Source organism: Burkholderia sp. Tr-862 (assembly GCF_011753085.1).
Taxonomy (GTDB): Bacteria; Pseudomonadota; Gammaproteobacteria; order Burkholderiales; family Burkholderiaceae; genus Burkholderia; species Burkholderia ambifaria.
The window spans coordinates 1-16,288 of the sequence record NZ_VWWG01000142.1 but is presented as its reverse complement, the minus strand read 5'-3'; the positions used below and the strand labels follow the sequence as shown (position 1 = coordinate 16,288).

The 16,288-nt window shown below is 67.7% G+C and carries 17 protein-coding genes and 1 pseudogene; 7 read left to right on the top strand and 11 right to left on the bottom strand.

Annotation, left to right across the window (positions count from 1 at the left end; translation table 11 throughout):
• The 3 genes from F3J14_RS27145 to F3J14_RS27135 form a co-directional block, all read right to left on the bottom strand.
• Positions 1 to 235 (bottom strand): zf-HC2 domain-containing protein (locus tag F3J14_RS27145; RefSeq protein WP_211080392.1); only part of this gene is annotated, 235 nt, incomplete at its 3' end.
• Positions 225 to 866, bottom strand: a complete 642-nt coding sequence (locus F3J14_RS27140) for an RNA polymerase sigma factor (protein WP_166725588.1) — start codon at positions 864 to 866, stop codon at positions 225 to 227. The genes F3J14_RS27145 and F3J14_RS27140, both read right to left, overlap by 11 nt.
• Before the next feature lie 173 nt (positions 867 to 1,039).
• A complete protein-coding gene (locus F3J14_RS27135; RefSeq protein ID WP_166725587.1) occupies positions 1,040 to 1,951 on the bottom strand; it encodes a LysR family transcriptional regulator in 912 nt (303 codons plus the stop codon).
• 171 nt (positions 1,952 to 2,122) lie between these two features.
• On the opposite strand from F3J14_RS27135, the gene gcl reads away from it, so the two are divergent.
• From gcl to lysM, 4 genes are all read left to right on the top strand, one after another.
• Positions 2,123 to 3,898, top strand: coding sequence for a glyoxylate carboligase (gcl, locus tag F3J14_RS27130; RefSeq protein ID WP_126228012.1), 1,776 nt, complete (start codon positions 2,123 to 2,125; stop codon positions 3,896 to 3,898).
• A 44-nt stretch (positions 3,899 to 3,942) separates the two neighbouring features.
• Positions 3,943 to 4,752 carry a hydroxypyruvate isomerase gene (hyi, locus tag F3J14_RS27125; RefSeq protein ID WP_011657073.1) on the top strand — a complete coding sequence of 270 codons (810 nt, stop codon included), beginning with the start codon at positions 3,943 to 3,945 and terminating at the stop codon, positions 4,750 to 4,752.
• On the top strand, positions 4,656 to 5,687 hold the full coding sequence (locus tag F3J14_RS27120; protein ID WP_348772019.1) for a 2-hydroxy-3-oxopropionate reductase: 1,032 nt from the start codon (positions 4,656 to 4,658) through the stop codon (positions 5,685 to 5,687). Before hyi ends, F3J14_RS27120 begins: the two co-directional genes overlap by 97 nt.
• A 478-nt stretch (positions 5,688 to 6,165) precedes the next feature.
• A complete protein-coding gene (gene lysM / locus F3J14_RS27115; protein ID WP_166725586.1) occupies positions 6,166 to 6,636 on the top strand; it encodes a peptidoglycan-binding protein LysM in 471 nt (156 codons plus the stop codon).
• 90 nt (positions 6,637 to 6,726) lie between these two features.
• Here the strand turns inward: lysM and F3J14_RS27110 are convergent, their stop codons facing one another.
• The gene (locus F3J14_RS27110) at positions 6,727 to 7,749 is read right to left on the bottom strand and encodes an asparaginase (protein WP_166725585.1); all 1,023 of its coding nucleotides are present in this window, start codon (positions 7,747 to 7,749) and stop codon (positions 6,727 to 6,729) included.
• Between the two features lie 274 nt (positions 7,750 to 8,023).
• On the opposite strand from F3J14_RS27110, the gene F3J14_RS27105 reads away from it, so the two are divergent.
• From F3J14_RS27105 to F3J14_RS27095, 3 genes are all read left to right on the top strand, one after another.
• Positions 8,024 to 8,314: a PsiF family protein gene (locus tag F3J14_RS27105; protein ID WP_006755058.1), complete on the top strand. Its 291-nt coding sequence runs from the start codon at positions 8,024 to 8,026 to the stop codon at positions 8,312 to 8,314.
• 319 nt (positions 8,315 to 8,633) lie between these two features.
• The gene (locus F3J14_RS27100) at positions 8,634 to 9,092 is read left to right on the top strand and encodes a hypothetical protein (RefSeq protein WP_166725584.1); all 459 of its coding nucleotides are present in this window, start codon (positions 8,634 to 8,636) and stop codon (positions 9,090 to 9,092) included.
• A gap of 229 nt (positions 9,093 to 9,321) precedes the next feature.
• A complete protein-coding gene (locus F3J14_RS27095; RefSeq protein ID WP_006761880.1) occupies positions 9,322 to 9,909 on the top strand; it encodes a YSC84-related protein in 588 nt (195 codons plus the stop codon).
• Positions 9,910 to 10,005: 96 nt separating this feature from the next.
• Here F3J14_RS27095 and F3J14_RS27090 read toward each other — a convergent pair whose 3' ends face one another.
• The 7 genes and pseudogenes from F3J14_RS27090 to F3J14_RS27060 form a co-directional block, all read right to left on the bottom strand.
• Positions 10,006 to 11,070 (bottom strand): glycosyltransferase family 4 protein, encoded by a 1,065-nt coding sequence (locus tag F3J14_RS27090; RefSeq protein ID WP_166725583.1) that lies wholly within the window; start codon positions 11,068 to 11,070, stop codon positions 10,006 to 10,008.
• Positions 11,071 to 11,348: 278 nt separating this feature from the next.
• Positions 11,349 to 12,524, bottom strand: coding sequence for an AAA family ATPase (locus tag F3J14_RS27085; RefSeq protein ID WP_166725582.1), 1,176 nt, complete (start codon positions 12,522 to 12,524; stop codon positions 11,349 to 11,351).
• A gap of 22 nt (positions 12,525 to 12,546) precedes the next feature.
• Positions 12,547 to 13,719, bottom strand: a complete 1,173-nt coding sequence (locus tag F3J14_RS27080) for a mechanosensitive ion channel domain-containing protein (protein WP_166725581.1) — start codon at positions 13,717 to 13,719, stop codon at positions 12,547 to 12,549.
• A gap of 96 nt (positions 13,720 to 13,815) precedes the next feature.
• A complete protein-coding gene (locus F3J14_RS27075) occupies positions 13,816 to 14,172 on the bottom strand; it encodes a Rap1a/Tai family immunity protein (RefSeq protein WP_006755340.1) in 357 nt (118 codons plus the stop codon).
• A gap of 122 nt (positions 14,173 to 14,294) precedes the next feature.
• Entirely contained in the window at positions 14,295 to 15,005 is a 711-nt protein-coding gene (locus F3J14_RS27070; RefSeq protein ID WP_006755339.1) for an ankyrin repeat domain-containing protein, read from the bottom strand.
• Positions 15,006 to 15,045: 40 nt separating this feature from the next.
• Positions 15,046 to 15,828 carry a TatD family hydrolase gene (locus F3J14_RS27065; RefSeq protein WP_105785567.1) on the bottom strand — a complete coding sequence of 261 codons (783 nt, stop codon included), beginning with the start codon at positions 15,826 to 15,828 and terminating at the stop codon, positions 15,046 to 15,048.
• Positions 15,829 to 15,907: 79 nt separating this feature from the next.
• Positions 15,908 to 16,288, bottom strand: a pseudogene (locus tag F3J14_RS27060) (DNA polymerase III subunit delta'); the annotation flags it as partial.

Sequence of the window (16,288 nt, the reverse complement as noted above, 5' to 3'; positions counted from 1 at the left end):
CAGGCCGATTATCACCGCGCGCCCGATGCGCCGCGAGGAGGCTCGCCCGCAGCGCATCGGGCGCGCGGTGATAATCGGCCTGCCGCACGGCCCGCCCCAGCACGACGATCCGCTCGCGTTCGCGGCGGCACGCATCGCACCCCTCGACATGCCGCTGGACGCGCAACGCATCGGGCGCCGACAGCTCGCGGTCGACGTCCGCGTCCAGCAATGCTCGCGTTTCGTTACAGTCCATCGATCGCCTCCGATGCGGTTCCGCTTGCCGACGCACATCCCGGCGCGGGTTCGGATGGGGGCACCTGCGTGCCGCCCAGCAGCGCGGCAAGCCGGCGCCGGCCGCGCGAGAGCCGCGACATCACCGTGCCCACCGGCACGTCGGCGATCGCCGCGATCTCGCGGTAGCTCAAATCCTCCATCTCGCGCAGCACCAGCACCTCGCGGTATTCGGGCGGCAGCTTCGCGAGCGCCGCGTTCACGAGCCGCACGTTCTCGCCGCGCAGCAGCTGCGCGAGCGGATCCCCCGGCGCCGGCTGCCAGTCGTCGGGCACCTCCGTGTCGTCGAGCGTGTCGGGCAGTGCAACCTCGTGCGCGTGGGTGCGGCGGCGCCACTCCGTGTACCAGGTGTGGCGCACGATCGTCAGCAGCCACGGCCGAGCGTTGTCGCCGCGGCACGAGTCGACGAAGCGCAGCGCGCGCATGCACGCGTCCTGGACGACGTCGTCCGCGTCGCCCGGGTTGCCGCTCAGCCAGCGGGCGAGGTTGTACGCGGCGTCGAGATGCGGCAGCACGAGCGCGCGAAACCGCTCGCCGCGCGCGAGCGCGTCGTCCTCTGCCCGTTCGTCGACCGCCTGTCCGGCTTGCCCCACATGGCCTCCCTGGTCCCGGCGGCCGAAGCCGCGCTCGTCTCGCGTCCGTGCTCGCGCCCGATGCCCGGACAGACCGGCAGCGTGCGCACTTGATGACCTTACCGCCGCTGCACCGAGTTTATTCCCGCATGAAGCCGGTGAAGCGCAAAAAATGCCCGGACCTGCCGCGCCCGTTACGGCGTGCTGCTCCAGTAGCCGGGCCGCGCATACGCTTCGCGCAGGTAGTCGATGAAGTAGCGCACGCGCGCGGGCACGTAGCGCTGCTGCGGATAGACCGCGAGGATGTCGTAGTCCGGCAGCGCGTATTCGTCGAGCACCGTCTCGAGTTCGCCCGTCTCGAGCTGCGCGGCGATTTCCCAGGTCGAGCGCCAGCCGAGCCCGAGGCTCTCGGTCACCCAGCGATGCAGCAGCTCGCCGTCGTTGCAGTCGAGATTGCCGGCCACCCGCATCGTCACGATCTTGCCGTGGCGCTGGAAATACCAGCCGCGGTTCTGGCCGCCCTGCAGGTTGAATGCGAGACAGTTGTGCTTGAGCAGGTCGTCCAGCGACTTCGGCCGGCCGTGACGGCGGAAATACTCGGGCGTGCCGCACACGACGCGCCGGTTCGACGCGAGCTTCACCGCGACGAAGTTCGGATCGACCGAGCCGCCGATCCGGATCGACAGGTCGTAGCCTTCGCGCACCAGATCGACGACGCGATCGGTCAGGTTGAACGACAGCTGCATTTCCGGCTTGTCGACGAGGAAACCAGGTGCGTGCGGCGCGACGTGCTTGCGGCCGAACGCGGCCGGCGCGGACACGATCAGGTGCCCGCTGACCGCACGCCGCCCGGCGGCCAGCTCGTTCTCGGCCTGATCCCATTCGGACAGCAGCCCGCGGCAGCGCTCGAGGAACGCGGCGCCCTCCTCGCTGACCACCAGCCGCCGCGTCGAGCGATACATCAGCTTCACGCCGAGGCGCTTCTCGAGCGCGTCGATGCGCCGCCCGAGCACCACCGGCGACACGCCCTCCTCGAGCGCCGCCGCCGCGAGGCTGCCCGCGTCCGCGACCCGCACGAACGTCTCGATCTGCTTGAAACGATCCATCTCCTGCCTCCGTCCCGGCGTCGACGCCGGCGGGAAGCCCCGTCCGGCCGTCATTCCATACTTTTAGTTTCGAAATAAGCGACTTCGGCTGATCTTATCAAACCTTTCCTGCGTCCCTAAAGTGTTCCCAACAGACCGATTCGCAAGATCCACACATTCAAGGAGACATTCATGGCCAAGATGAGAGCCGTCGACGCAGCCGTACTCGTGCTCGAGAAGGAAGGCATCCAGACCGCGTTCGGCGTGCCGGGCGCAGCAATCAACCCGTTCTATTCCGCGATGCGCCAGTCGGGCGGCATCAGCCACGTACTGGCCCGCCACGTCGAAGGCGCGTCGCACATGGCCGAAGGCTTCACGCGTGCCGCGCCGGGCAACATCGGCGTGTGCATCGGCACGTCGGGCCCCGCCGGCACCGACATGATCACCGGCCTGTACTCCGCATCGGCCGACTCGATTCCGATCCTCGCGATCACGGGCCAGGCACCGCGTGCACGCCTGTACAAGGAAGACTTCCAGGCCGTCGACATCGAGTCGATCGCGAAGCCCGTCACCAAGTGGGCCGTCACCGTGCGCGAACCCGCGCTGGTGCCGCGCGTGTTCCAGCAGGCGTTCCACCTGATGCGCTCGGGCCGTCCGGGCCCGGTACTGGTCGACCTGCCGATCGACGTGCAGCTCGCCGAAATCGAATTCGACATCGACACGTATGAACCGCTGCCGGTCTACAAGCCCGCGGCGAGCCGCGCGCAGATCGAGAAGGCGCTCGCGATGCTCAACGACGCGGACAAGCCGCTGATCGTGTCGGGCGGCGGCGTGCTCAACGCGGCGGCCGAAGACCTGCTCGTCCAGTTCGCCGAAACGATCGGCGTGCCGGTGATCCCGACGCTGATGTCGTGGGGCGCGATTCCGGACGACCACCCGCTGATGGCCGGCATGGTCGGCCTGCAGACGTCGCACCGCTACGGCAACGCGACGATGCTCGCGTCCGACTTCGTGCTCGGCATCGGCAACCGCTGGGCGAACCGCCACACCGGCAGCGTCGAGGTTTATACGAAGGGCCGCAAGTTCGTGCACGTCGACATCGAGCCGACGCAGATCGGCCGCGTGTTCGGCCCGGATCTCGGCATCGTGTCCGATGCGAAGGCCGCGCTCGAGCTGTTCGTCGCGGTGGCGCAGGAATGGAAGGCCGCCGGCAAGCTGAAGGACCGTAGCGCGTGGGTGTCCGAGTGCCAGGCGCGCAAGCGCACGCTGCAGCGCAAGACCCACTTCGACAACGTGCCGGTCAAGCCGCAGCGCGTGTACGAAGAGATGAACAAGGTGTTCGGCCGCGATACGTGCTACGTCAGCACGATCGGCCTGTCGCAGATCGCCGCCGCGCAGTTCCTGCACGTGTTCAAGGCACGCAACTGGATCAACTGCGGCCAGGCAGGCCCGCTCGGCTGGACGATCCCCGCCGCGCTCGGCGTGCGTGCGGCCGATCCGACCCGCCCGATCGTCGCGCTGTCCGGCGACTATGACTTCCAGTTCATGATCGAGGAGCTGGCCGCCGGCGCGCAATTCAAGCTGCCGTACGTGCACGTGGTGGTGAACAACTCGTACCTCGGCCTGATCCGCCAGGCCCAGCGCGCGTTCGACATGGACTACTGCGTGCAGCTCGCGTTCGACAACGTCAACGCGCCGGAGCTGAACGGCTATGGCGTCGATCACGTGGCGGTCGCCGAAGGCCTCGGCTGCAAGGCGCTGCGCGTGTCCAAGCCGGAAGAGATCGAGCCGGCACTGAAGCAGGCGCAGGCGCTCGCGCAGGAGTTCAGCGTGCCGGTCGTCGTCGAAGTGATCCTCGAGCGCGTGACGAACATCTCGATGGGCACCGAAATCGACGCGATCAACGAGTTCGAGGAACTCGCCGAGAAGGCCGAGCACGCGCCGACCGCGATCTCGATGCTCGACTGATCCGCACGCCATTTTTTGACTGACCGACCGAAGAGGCTTAGCTCATGCCGAAGTTTGCTGCAAACCTGACCATGCTGTTCAACGAAGTGCCGTTCCTCGACCGCTTCAAGGCGGCCGCGGACGCGGGCTTCGACGCCGTCGAGTTCCTGTTCCCGTACCCGTACGCGAAAGAGGAACTCGCCGAGCGGCTCGAGACGCACCGCCTGCGCCTCGTGCTGCACAACCTGCCCGCCGGCAACTGGGACCAGGGCGAGCGCGGCATCGCATGCCTGCCCGATCGCGTCGGCGAGTTCCAGGAAGGTGTCGGCCGTGCGATCGAGTACGCGAAGGCGCTGAAGGTGCCGCAGCTGAACTGCCTCGTCGGCATCCCGTCGGCGAGCACGGCGCGCGACAAGACCTTCGTCACGATCGTCGACAACCTGCGCTTCGCCGCCGATGCGCTCAAGCGCGAAGGCATCCGCCTGCTGGTCGAGCCGTGCAACAGCTTCGACATCCCGGGCTTCGCGCTGAACCGCTCGTCCGAAGGGCTCGACGTGATCCGCGCGGTCGGCTCGGACAACCTGTTCCTGCAGTACGACATCTATCACATGCAGCGCATGGAAGGCGAACTGGCCGCGACGATCGAACGCAACCTCGCGTCGATCGGCCACGTCCAGCTCGCGGACAACCCGGGCCGCAACGAGCCGGGCACGGGCGAGATCAACTACGCGTTCCTGTTCGCGCTGCTCGACCGGCTCGGCTATGCCGGCTACGTCGGCTGCGAATACAAGCCCCGCACCACCACGACGGAAGGCCTCGGCTGGCTGCAAAGCGTCGCCGGCTGCGCACCGGGCTCGGCGCGTCGCGCCGCCTGAGATCCGCCCTTCCCACCTACGCCCCTATAGGAGACTTTCACATGGCAACCATCGGATTCATCGGCCTCGGCATCATGGGCGCGCACATGGCGCGCAACCTGCTCAAGGGCGATCATCAGCTCGTCGTGAACGGCGCGTTCCCGGTGCCGGACGACCTGCGCGCGAGCGCGAAGGTGGTCGCGAACTCGACCGAAGTCGCGCGGAACGCGGACATCATCATCTCGATGGTGCCGGATACGCCCGACGTGCGTAACGTGCTGTTCGCCGACGACGGCGTCGCGAAGGGCCTGACGGCCGGCAAGCTCGTGATCGACATGAGCTCGATCTCGCCGCTCGACACGCAGCAATTCGCGAAGCAGATCAACGCCCTCGGCTGCGACTATCTCGACGCGCCGGTTTCCGGCGGCGAAGTCGGTGCCCGCGAAGCGACGCTCACGATCATGGTCGGCGGCCCGGAGCAGGCCTTCGAGCGCGCGAAGCCGCTGTTCGAGAAAATGGGCAAGAACATCACGCTCGTCGGCGACAACGGCGCGGGCCAGACCTGCAAGGTCGCGAACCAGATCATCGTCGCGCTGAACATCGAAGCGGTCGGCGAAGCGCTGCTGTTCGCCGCGCGCTCGGGCGCCGATCCGGAGCGCGTGCGCCAGGCGCTGATGGGCGGCTTCGCCGCGTCGCGGATCCTCGAAGTGCACGGCGCGCGCATGACGAAGCGCACGTTCGATCCGGGCTTTCGCATCGAGCTGCATCAGAAGGACCTGAACCTCGCGCTCGACGGCGCACGCAAGCTCGGCCTCGCGCTGCCGCACACGGCGAGCGCGCAGCAACTGTTCAGCGTGTGCGCATCCCACGGCGGCAAGGCATGGGATCACTCGGCACTGGTGCGTGCACTCGAGATCATGTCGAACTTCGAAATCGGCCAGACGCCGGCCGCATGACGCGGATGCAGCGGATGCAGCGGCGCGCGTTTCGCTGCAACGGCGAACGCGCGCGGGCGCAGCGCGACGCATACTCGCGATCCGGCCGCGGCCGGTCGTATCGGTGCGCGAACACGCGCGCATCACGGTGGGGCGCCCCGCCGCGCATCGCTAACCGCATGCGCGACGGGGCGAAAAACGCCGCTCTGGGCTGAGAGCGGCGTGGTGGGGTCCGCAGCGGCACCCGGCGGCGCCGGGGAAGCCTTGGTCGGTCAGACGTCGTCGTCGGGTGTCCGCCTGTCGGATTTCGCGTATTACATTTCTTTACGTTCAGGCGTGCGATTTTTCATGCAATCGTCGCGATGAACGCCTACACTTTCGCCACGCCTTTCGAGAAATCCGCCGCGCCTGGCGCTCACTCCGGTGAGCGCGCTCAGCGCGGTGTTTTTTTCGCCACTTCACGGCGCGTTTTCTTTTCAACCACCTAGGGAGTGCAGCGATGGGTCTTCTTTCGTTTATTAAAGAGGCGGGTGAAAAACTGCTGGGTCACGCTGACGCGCAAGCAGCGGAAGATCCGAATGCGGCGAACCAGACCGCCGCCGATGCGATCAAGAACTACATCAGCTCGCAGGGTCTCGATACGTCGAATCTGACCGTCGCGTTCGACGGCGCGTCGCGCACCGTCACGCTGTCGGGCAGCGTCGGCGACCTCGACACGAAGGCGAAGGTCAAGGTCGCGGCCGGCAACGTGCAAGGCGTCGCGGGCGTCAACGATGACGATCTGCAGCCGGACGATCCGGAAGTTCAGTACCATGACGTGAAGCCGGGCGATACGCTGTCGGCGATCGCGAAGGAAGTGTACGGCGACGCGAACAAGTACCCGGCGATCTTCGAGGCGAACAAGCCGATGCTGTCGAGCCCGGACCGGATCTATCCGGGCCAGAAGCTCGTGATTCCGCCGCAGTCCTGAGCATTCGCCCAGCACTGACGCAAAAAAGGCAGGCCATTGGCCTGCCTTTTTTTCATGCGCGCCGCGTGCCGCCCGATCGGCGGCCACCGGTCACAGCGTGTCGAATGCGCGTTGCAGCGCATCGCGCCCTTGAATGCCGTTCGCGAGCGCCAGCATCAGCAGCACGCGTGCCTTGAACGGGCTCAGCGATCCGGCGCTCACGAAACCGAGTGCATCGTCGTTCGCCGCGCCGTTGCGCATCACGTGCCCCGAGCCGACCCGCGACGCGCGCACCACCGTGACGCCGGCGTTCACCGCATCGGCGAGCGCCGCCTGCAGCGTTGCATGGATCGACCCGTTGCCGGTGCCCGCGACGACGAGGCCGCGCACGCCGGCCGCGACGAGTGCGTCGACGGCCGTGCGCGTCACGCCCGCATAGCTCGCGACGACTTCGACCGGCGGCCACGCCGCGGCGATCGCCAGTTGCGCATCGCGCGCGCGCGTCACGCGGCGCGCGAATTCGACGCGGCCGTCCTGCACCCAGCCGAGCGCGCCCAGTTCCGGCGACTGGAATGCGTCGACCGCGTAGGTGCTCGTCTTCACGACGTCGCGCGCGCCGTGAATCCGGTTGTTGAACGCGACGAGCACGCCCTGCCCGCGCGCGGCCGGGTGGGCGGCAACCGTCACTGCGTTCAGCAGGTTCAGCGGACCGTCGGACGACAGCGCGGTGGCCGGCCGCATCGCGGCCGTCAGCACGACCGGCTTGTCGCCGGTCACGACCAGATGCAGCGCGTACGCCGTTTCCTCGAGCGTGTCGGTACCGTGGGTGATCACGATGCCGTCGATCGCCGGATCGGCCATCAGCGCGTCGATGCGCGCGGCGAGCGTATTCCACAGCGACAGCGCGAGATCCTTGCTATCGATGCTGGCGACCTGCTCGGCGTCGATGCGCGCGACCGACGCGAGCGCCGGCACCGCGTCGAGCAGGAAATTGACGCCGAGCGCGCCGGCCTGGTAGCCGGCCGTGCTGGCGGCGTCCGGCGCGGCACCGGCGATCGTGCCGCCGGTGGCGAGTACAGCGATGCGCGGCAGGGCCGCCGACGACGAAGGGGATGCGGGGTTCGGAGTATTCATGGCCGCGATTGTAATGGCTCGCGGCCGGCATCCGGCAGGTTCCGCGTGTACGGCCGGGGCCGACGCCCCCGCGTCATGGTTTGTCCCGATCACCGGCGCGCGCACGCACCGTCAACGGCTACGCGCCCCGCCGCGTTATACGAATGCCGTTTTGGTGTTTTCACATTGATTTGCCATAATCGGAGCGCGCGGCGCGATGCGACCCTGTTCCCGTTGCGCCGGGCTTCGTGACGGCGTCGATATAAAGCGCAATTCACCCCATGGGAGTGTCGAAATGAAAATCCAATCGCTCGTAGCCGCAGTGCTTCTCGGCGGCATGCTGGCTTCCCCCGCTTTCGCGGCGAACAGCCAGCAGGACAAGATGAAGGCCTGTAACACCCAGGCCGCAGGCAAGACGGGCGACGAACGCAAGGCGTTCATGAAGGACTGCCTGTCGACCAAGCCCGCGAAGGCAATGACGCAGCAGGAAAAGATGAAGGCATGCAACACGCAGGCCACCGGCAAGAAGGGCGACGACCGCAAGGCGTTCATGAAGAGCTGCCTGAGCAGCCAGCCGGCCGCCTGAGTTCCGGCGCTCCCGCACGAATGCCGCGCACCGCTTCGGCGGGCGCGGCTTTTTTGTTTTCGTTGCACACGCATCGACGCGCGCGATGCCGCCCGATGCGCCGGCGCACCGTCCGGCGGCATCGCCACGCCGACGCCGCGATACGTTGCGCCGCCCTTCCGCCCCGCCTTCCGGGCGCGCCGTGCGAATGCCGTCACATGGTGCGGCAATTCGCCGCGATTTCTTCTATGATGGCTGCAACGCGGCCCATCCAAGTACAAGAAGCGCCATCGGGCCGCCCTCGAGCCGGACGCGCACGCCGCGTCAAACGGAGGCATGGATGGCATGGAGACAACACCGCTGGTTCCGCCGCTGGCTGATCGTGATCGTGTTCTGGGCCGTGCCCGTCGCGATCGTCGCCGTGCGCGAGATCCGCGAGGAAATGGCGTACAACAAGGCCGACCTTGAGCTCGCGCTGACCACGTGGCAGCTCACCGACGCGCAGCAGGCCGCCGGCGCCGCCGCGAAGTGTCACGGGGATCCTGACGCGGCACGGGCGGCCGGCTGCCCGGCCGACGTGCTGAGCGCCAACGCGGCTCGCCAGCAGGCGGCCCGCGACGAATACGCGGTGCGCCGAAATACGCTCGCCGGTTATCTGTGGCATGCGTTCGTCGGCTACTGGGTCGTACCGGCCGCGTTCCTGTTCGCGTGCGGGGTCGTGATCGCACTGATCCGCCGTGCGCTGCGGCGCCCGCCGATCAAGCCGCCCGCTCCGCCGGCGCCCCCCGTCACGCACTGACGCGCAGCCTCACCTTCCCTTTCCCGCTGCCCGCCTGCCACCGCCAGGCGCGCGACGCGTCGCCGCACGCGCGTCGGGCCATCCGTTGGCGTGCCGCGACACCCCCGAACGATTTGACGCTTTTTCACCTCGCAACGAAAAGAGGCTGTAATCCGCTGTGATATAACTGCCGACGTGATCCGCTCCCTGAGCGAGACTCACTCCGAACGTCATCCGATGGAGAAGAACGATGCAAAAACGGAATCTTGTGCTGAAAGCCGCCGCGGCGCTCATCGTCGGTAGCCTCGCGCTCACCGGTTGCACCACCACCCCGGACAAGCCGGACAACGCCGCGACCAACGCATCAAAGCGTCAAGCGATCGACTCGAGCGTCGACGCCACGCTGTCGCGCATGTATTCCACGGTCAAGGGTTCGCGTGAGCTCGTCGCGAAGTCGCGCGGCGTGCTGGTGTTCCCGAACGTGCTGCAGGCCGGCTTGATCGTCGGCGGCCAATCCGGCAACGGCGCACTGCGCGTCGGCGGCAGCACGGTCGGCTACTACAACACGTCGTCGCTGTCGGTCGGCCTGCAGGCCGGCGCGCAGTCGAAGGCGATCGTGTTCCTGTTCATGACGCAGGAAGCGCTCGACGAATTCCGCGGCTCGGACGGCTGGGCAGCCGGCGCCGGCGCGTCGGTCGCGCTCGTGAAGATGGGCGCGAACGGCGCGGTCGATTCCAACACGGCCACCGCACCGGTCCAGGTCGTCGTGCTGACGAACGCAGGCCTGATGGGCGACGTGTCGATCAACGGCACGAAGGTCACGAAGCTCAAGATCTGACGCTGACGCCATGCCCGTGCGCATCGTGCGCGGGCCATGCGCAAACGGCGATGTCCTTGCGGGCATCGCCGTTTTTTTATCCGCCCGCGTCGCGCGTCAGGTCGTCGAGTCGATCACCTTGAAGCGCGAGCGCTTCTGCGCGCGGATCACCGACTGGTAAACGTCGACGTACTGCTGCGCCATGCGGCGCGACGTGAAGCGCTGCTCGAAGCGCTGCCGCACACGCGTGCGCGGCAGCAAGTGCAGCCGGTTCACGGCGGCCACCGCGCTGATTTCATCCTCGACGATAAAACCCGACACGCCCTCGTCGATCACTTCCGGCACCGCGCCGCGATTGAATGCGATCACCGGCGTGCCGCACGACATCGCCTCGATCATCACCAGCCCGAACGGCTCCGGCCAGTCGATCGGAAACAGCAGCGCATGCGCGCCCGACAGGAATTCGGCCTTCTGGTGATCGGCGATCTCGCCGACGAATTCGACGTGCGGCAACGCGAAAAGCGGCTTGATCTCGTTATCGAAGTACTCCTCGTCGGCCGCATCGATCTTCGCGGCGATCCGGATCGGCAACCCGCACTGGCGGGCAATCCGGATCGCCGTGTCGACGCGCTTCTCCGGCGAGATGCGGCCCAGGAACGCGAGATAGCGCGGCTCGACGGGCTGCGGCATGTACATCGTCTCGGGCAGCCCGTGGTAGACGGTCGTCAGCCACTTCGCCTGCGGCAGCGGCTGGCGTTGCGAGTTGGAAATCGAGATCACGGGCGCGGTGTTGAACGTGTCGAACACCGGCTGCTGCTCGGGCAGGTCGAGCCGGCCGTGCAGCGTCGTCATGTACGGCGTTTCCTGCCGGTTGAAGACCGAGAACGAGTAGTAGTCCATGTGGAAATGGAGCACGTCGAAGTCCTTCGCGCGGCGCGCGACCGTCTCCATCAGCAGCATGTGCGGGGCGACCCGGTCGCGGATCGACGAATCGAGCCGCAACGCGCGCGGCCACACGGGTTCGAGCTTCGCCCGGGTCGTCGAATCGCCGCTGGCGAACAGCGTCACATCATGACCGAGATCGACGAGCGCCTCGGTGATGTAGGACACGACGCGCTCCGTGCCGCCGTACAGCTTCGGCGGCACCGATTCGGTCAGCGGGGCGATCTGGGCAATTCTCATGGTCCACGTCTCCTGTGTCCTGTCCGTTGCCGCACGGCCGGCAGGCGTTTGCGCAGTCGCGCCCGCCCCGCTTTCATGCGGCGCCGGCCGGCATGGCGCCAGCCGAATATCTCATTATTATTCGCGATCCCGATACAGGGAACCGTCCGTCTTTCATTTTATGGGTGTTGTTACAGACCGGATACATTCCGCCGCGTCGCGCCCGCGCGTTCGGGAGCGGCGCAGCCGGGGCCCTTCATGGGGCAAAAATCATCATCGAACGCACGCCGCCATGCCGGTCAACGCGACGGCCACTTCCATGCCGGCAAGTCGCGCGTGTCGGCATCCACGAGCGCGGTCGCGCCCAGCTGCTTGTCGAGCACCAGCGATTCGCAGCCGGCTTCTCGCTCGAGCGTCGCGATGAGCCGCGCCGCATGCGACACGACCAGCACCTGCGAACGCTGCGCGGCCTGCGCGATCAGGCGGCCAAGCGCCGGCAGCAGATCGGGATGCAGGCTCGTCTCCGGTTCGTTCAGCACCATCAGCGCTGGCGGCCGCGGCGTCAGCAGCGCGGCCGCGAGCAGCAGGTAGCGCAGCGTGCCGTCGGACAGTTCGGCGGCGGCGAGTGGCCGCAACAGCCCCGGCTGGCGCATCAGCACGTCGAAGCGGCCGCGGCCGCCCGGATTGTCGATCTCGACCGACGCGCCGGGAAACGCGTCGTCGATCGCCGCATCGAGTGCCGCGCCGTCGCCGATTTCGCGAATCGTCTGCAGCGCGGCGGCCAGATCGGCGCCGTCGTCCGCCAGCACCGGCGTATGGGTGCCGATATGCGACTGCCGGGCCGGCGCCTGCGCGTCGGTCCGGAAATGATCGTAGAAGCGCCACGAGCGGATCCGCTCGCGCACCGCGATCATCTCCGGCGCGCCGATCGGATCGGCGAACTCGGTCATCATGCTGTCGAAGCTCGCGACCGGCTGTGGAACCGTCCGCCAGTCGCCCGACGCGGTGCGCGTGCGGATCTGCGCACCCTGCCGGTCGACCAGCAGCGTCGACGGGCGCGGCAGCGCGCCGCCCCAGATGCATTCACGCTTGACCACCGGATCGAGCGCGAACTGCGAATGGCTCGGGACCGGCAGGCCGAGATCGATCGAATAGCCGAAATCGTTGCACGCGAAGCCGAGCCTCAGGCTCACGGGCCCCTTGCGCACCGTGCCCGTCACCGGCTCGTCGCCGGCCAGCATCGCACGCGAGAAGCGCTCGGGGCCGGCCCACAGCGTCGACGGCAATCCGCCCTCGCGCGCGAGCGACGGGATCACGCGGCCCTGCGCGGTGTCGGCGAGCAGGCGCAGCGCGCGGTACACGCTCGACTTGCCGCTGCCGTTCGGCCCGGTGACGACGTTGAGCGCCGCAAGCGGCACGATCAGCTCACGCAGCGAGCGGTAATTGGCGATGGCGAGCGTGTTCAGCGCGGTCATGGTGACGGAGGGCGGGCCACGTTCAGCGGCCTTCGACGGCCTGCGGATCGGCGGCGGTGTTGGCCGCCGTGCTGGCGGCGGGCTGCCGCGCATGCGGCCGGTCGGGATTCGGCGCGTCCGGCGCGGAATCGTGCGGATACAGTTCCATCCGGCTGCGCGGCAGGCATTGCGGAAAACGCGCCTGCAGGTACGCGATCAACCCCTCGCGCACGCGGCAGCGCAGGTCCCAGCACGACGACGAATCGACCGCGCTGACGAGCGCGCGCAACTGCATCGCGCGCTCGGTCGCGTCGGTCACCTGCAGCACCTGTACGCGCCCGTCCCACTCGGGCGCCGCCTGGACCAGCCGCGCGAGTTCCTCGCGCAACGGCGCGAGCGGCGTCCGGTAGTCGACCGACAGGTAAACCGTGCCGATGATTTCCGCGCTGCTGCGCGTCCAGTTCGTGAACGGATTCTCGATGATCCACTGCAGCGGCACGACGAGGCGCCGCTGGTCCCACAGCCGCACCGACACGAACGAACCGGTGATTTCCTCGATGCGGCCCCACTCGCCCTGGATCACGACGACGTCGTCGAGCCGGATCGGCTGCGTGAGCGCGATCTGCAGGCCGGCGATCAGGTTGCCGAGCACCGGCCGCGCGGCGATACCGGCGACCAGGCCGGCGACGCCGGCCGACGCCAGCAGGCTCGCGCCGATCTGGCGCACGTTCGGGAACGTCATCAGCGCGGCGCCCGCGCCGATGATCAGGATCAGCACCATGACGGTCCGCACGAGCACCTTGGCCTGCGTGTGGATGCGCCGCGCGTGGAGGTTGTCGGCCGTATCCATCGGATGGGCCTGGATGATCGCGTCGCCGACGCCGGCCGCGAGCCGCACCAGCAGCCAGGTCAGCGACACGATCGAGCCGACCGCGGCCGCGGTGCGCATTCCGCGCACGAACGACATGCCCTCGTCCGCCTGGATCCACACGAACTCGAGCGCGAGCAGCGCGAGCGTGACGAGCGACGATTTGTCGATGTAGCGCAGGATCACGCTCATCAGCGGATACGGCTGCGCGATGCGCTTGACGACGCGTGCACCGAGACGATGCACGATCAACACGACAAGCACGACGATGACCGACACGATCAGCGTGCCGAGCCATGAATGCAACGGCGCATCGGCGATGCGCTGCAGTTCCTCGATTGAAATCATCGGCGCCCGGGATGCTTCGGTTATGAGGCGCGGCGGCCTCGTCCTGGATGCGTCGGCGACGTCCGGGCCGCATGCGCGCCCGGATCCGGCGTCAGATCAACTGCCGCCCCTGCAGGGGAACGCCTTGCCGAGACCGAGCGACACCGCGGTGCTCGCGTTGTAGTCGGCCAGCTTCGGGTTCTCCGCGATGTACTTGCGCACCGCGTCGGTCATCTGCTGCGCCCGGATGTCGGGCGGCAGGCAGAAATACTGCCCGACGCGCGGCCCGGTGGTGCCGCCGATCGCGTCGATGGTGTTGTAGACGCCGTCGGCGGCGCCTTCGATGTAGGCCGCGCACGACGCCCGCGACTTGACGTCCGTCTTCGCGCACAGCCGGTCGAGATCCGCGCCCGTGAAAGCCGCCGCCGACAACGGCACGGCAAACGCCGCGGCACAAAACATAGCCCGCAACATGGTGTTCCTTATGTCAATGCGGCCCCCAGGCCGCTCGCTGCGCTGACCGGCGCGGCGGCCGGACACCCGCTGCCGGCCGGGTTCCGGCCGGGCGGGCGCGCCCTGCCGCCGCGCCGAAACCGTCATTTTGCACTCTTTTGGGCATCCGCCGGCGCCGATGCGCCGACACGCACCGTCCGCTTGCTCAGGATATCGATCGCGTCCGGCGCCTTGTAGTGCTTCGCGAACTCGAGCGCGGTGATGCCGAGCTGGTTCTTCACCTGCGGATCGGCGCCCTGGTCGAGCAGCAGATTGACCGTCGTCGCATGGTTGCCGCGGGCGGCCATCATCAGCGGCGTCGTGCCGTTCGGCGACGCCGTGTCGATATACGCGTCGTGGTCGAGCAGAACCTTGACGACCGCGTCCTGGCCGTTGGTGGCCGCGTAGTGCAGCGGCGCCCAGCCCTTCTTGCTGACTTCCGCGCCCTTGTCGATCAGCAGCTTGACGAGGCCGACATCACCGTTCAGCGACGCGAGCATCAGCGCGTTCTCGCCGGCCTTGTCTTCCTTCTCGAGGTCGACGTTCGGCGTCGTGGCGATCGCGGCGGCGACCTTGTCGGATTTCTCGCGCGCGGCGATCACGAGGATCGGGTCGCCGTTCGGCGCGAGCGTGTTCGGATCGAGCTTGCCGCTCTTCAGCTGCTTGCCGATGTCGTCGATGTCGTCGAACTTGACCGCCTTGACGATCGCGTCGAGCGACTCGGCATGCGCGCCGGCGACGGCAAACAGGCCGCTCGCGACGAGCGCGGCGGTGACGAGGGCGCGCTTGGGCAGGTATGTGGTCGGCTTCATCATTGTTGTGGGCTCCTTCCCTGGGTTGTCGGCTGGCCGCGCGTCATGAGCGGGCGATCTTGAACAGCCGGAAAAAGTTCTGCGTCGTCGCATCGGCCAGCGCCTCGACGGCGATCCCGCGCTCGGATGCGATAAAACGTCCGACATGGCTGACGTACGCAGGTTCATTCGGCTTGCCGCGATACGGCACCGGCGCGAGGTACGGCGAGTCGGTTTCGATCAGCAGCCGCTCGAGCGGCACGCGCCGCGCGACGTCCTGCACGTCGGTCGCGTTCTTGAACGTGACGATGCCCGACAGCGAGATATGAAAGTTCTGCGCGAGCGCCTGCTCGGCGACGGGCCACGGCTCGGTGAAGCAGTGCATCACGCCGCCCGGCACGTCCGCGCGCTCCTCGGCCATGATCCGCAGCGTGTCTTCCGACGACGAGCGCGTATGGATGATCAGCGGCTTCATCGTCGCGGTCGCCGCGCGGATATGCGTGCGAAAGCGTTCGCGCTGCCATTCCATGTCGGCGATCGAGCGGCCCTCGAGGCGGTAGTAGTCGAGGCCCGTCTCGCCGATCGCGACGACCTTCGGGTGCGCGGCCAGCTCGATCAGTTCCGCGAGCGTCGGCTCCCGTGCGTCCTCGTGATCGGGATGCACGCCGACCGACGCATAGACGTTGTCGTGCGCCTGCGCGATCGCGAGCACGTCGGGCAGCGTCTCGAAGTCGACCGACACGCACAGCGCGTGCGTGACGTCGTGCTCGCGCATGTTCTCCAGCACGGCCGGCAGGCGGTCGGCGAGACCCTTGAAATTGATGTGGCAGTGAGAATCGACGAACATCGTGTTTCCTGAATACGTAAGACGGGCGCTCAGGCGCTCGTCGGCAATCGTTTCCCCACCCGAAGGAAACAATACGCGCTCACGCGAACATTTCCCGATAACCGAGAAACAGTTCCTCGAATACCAGCCGGGCGTTGAGCGGATGGTTCTCGACCGTCCGCTGGCGCGTCACGGCCTTCATGAAGCGCGCGAACGCGTTCGCGTCGACCGCCTCCGCGCAACGCGCGAGCGCGGCCGCCTGCATCGGAAAGTAGCGCGGCGCGCCCGCCATGCGCTGCGCGAGCAGATCGTACAGCCAGCGCTGCAGCCAGCCGAGCACCAGCGGCACCGGCAGCTTCTGCAGCGTCTCGCCGCAGGCGAACGGATCGCACGCGGCGCCGGCCGCGAGCTGGCCGAGCGTGAAATCGCGCAGCGGGCGGTTCTCGTCGCTCGCGAGCGCGAGTGCCGCGAGCGGCGCGCC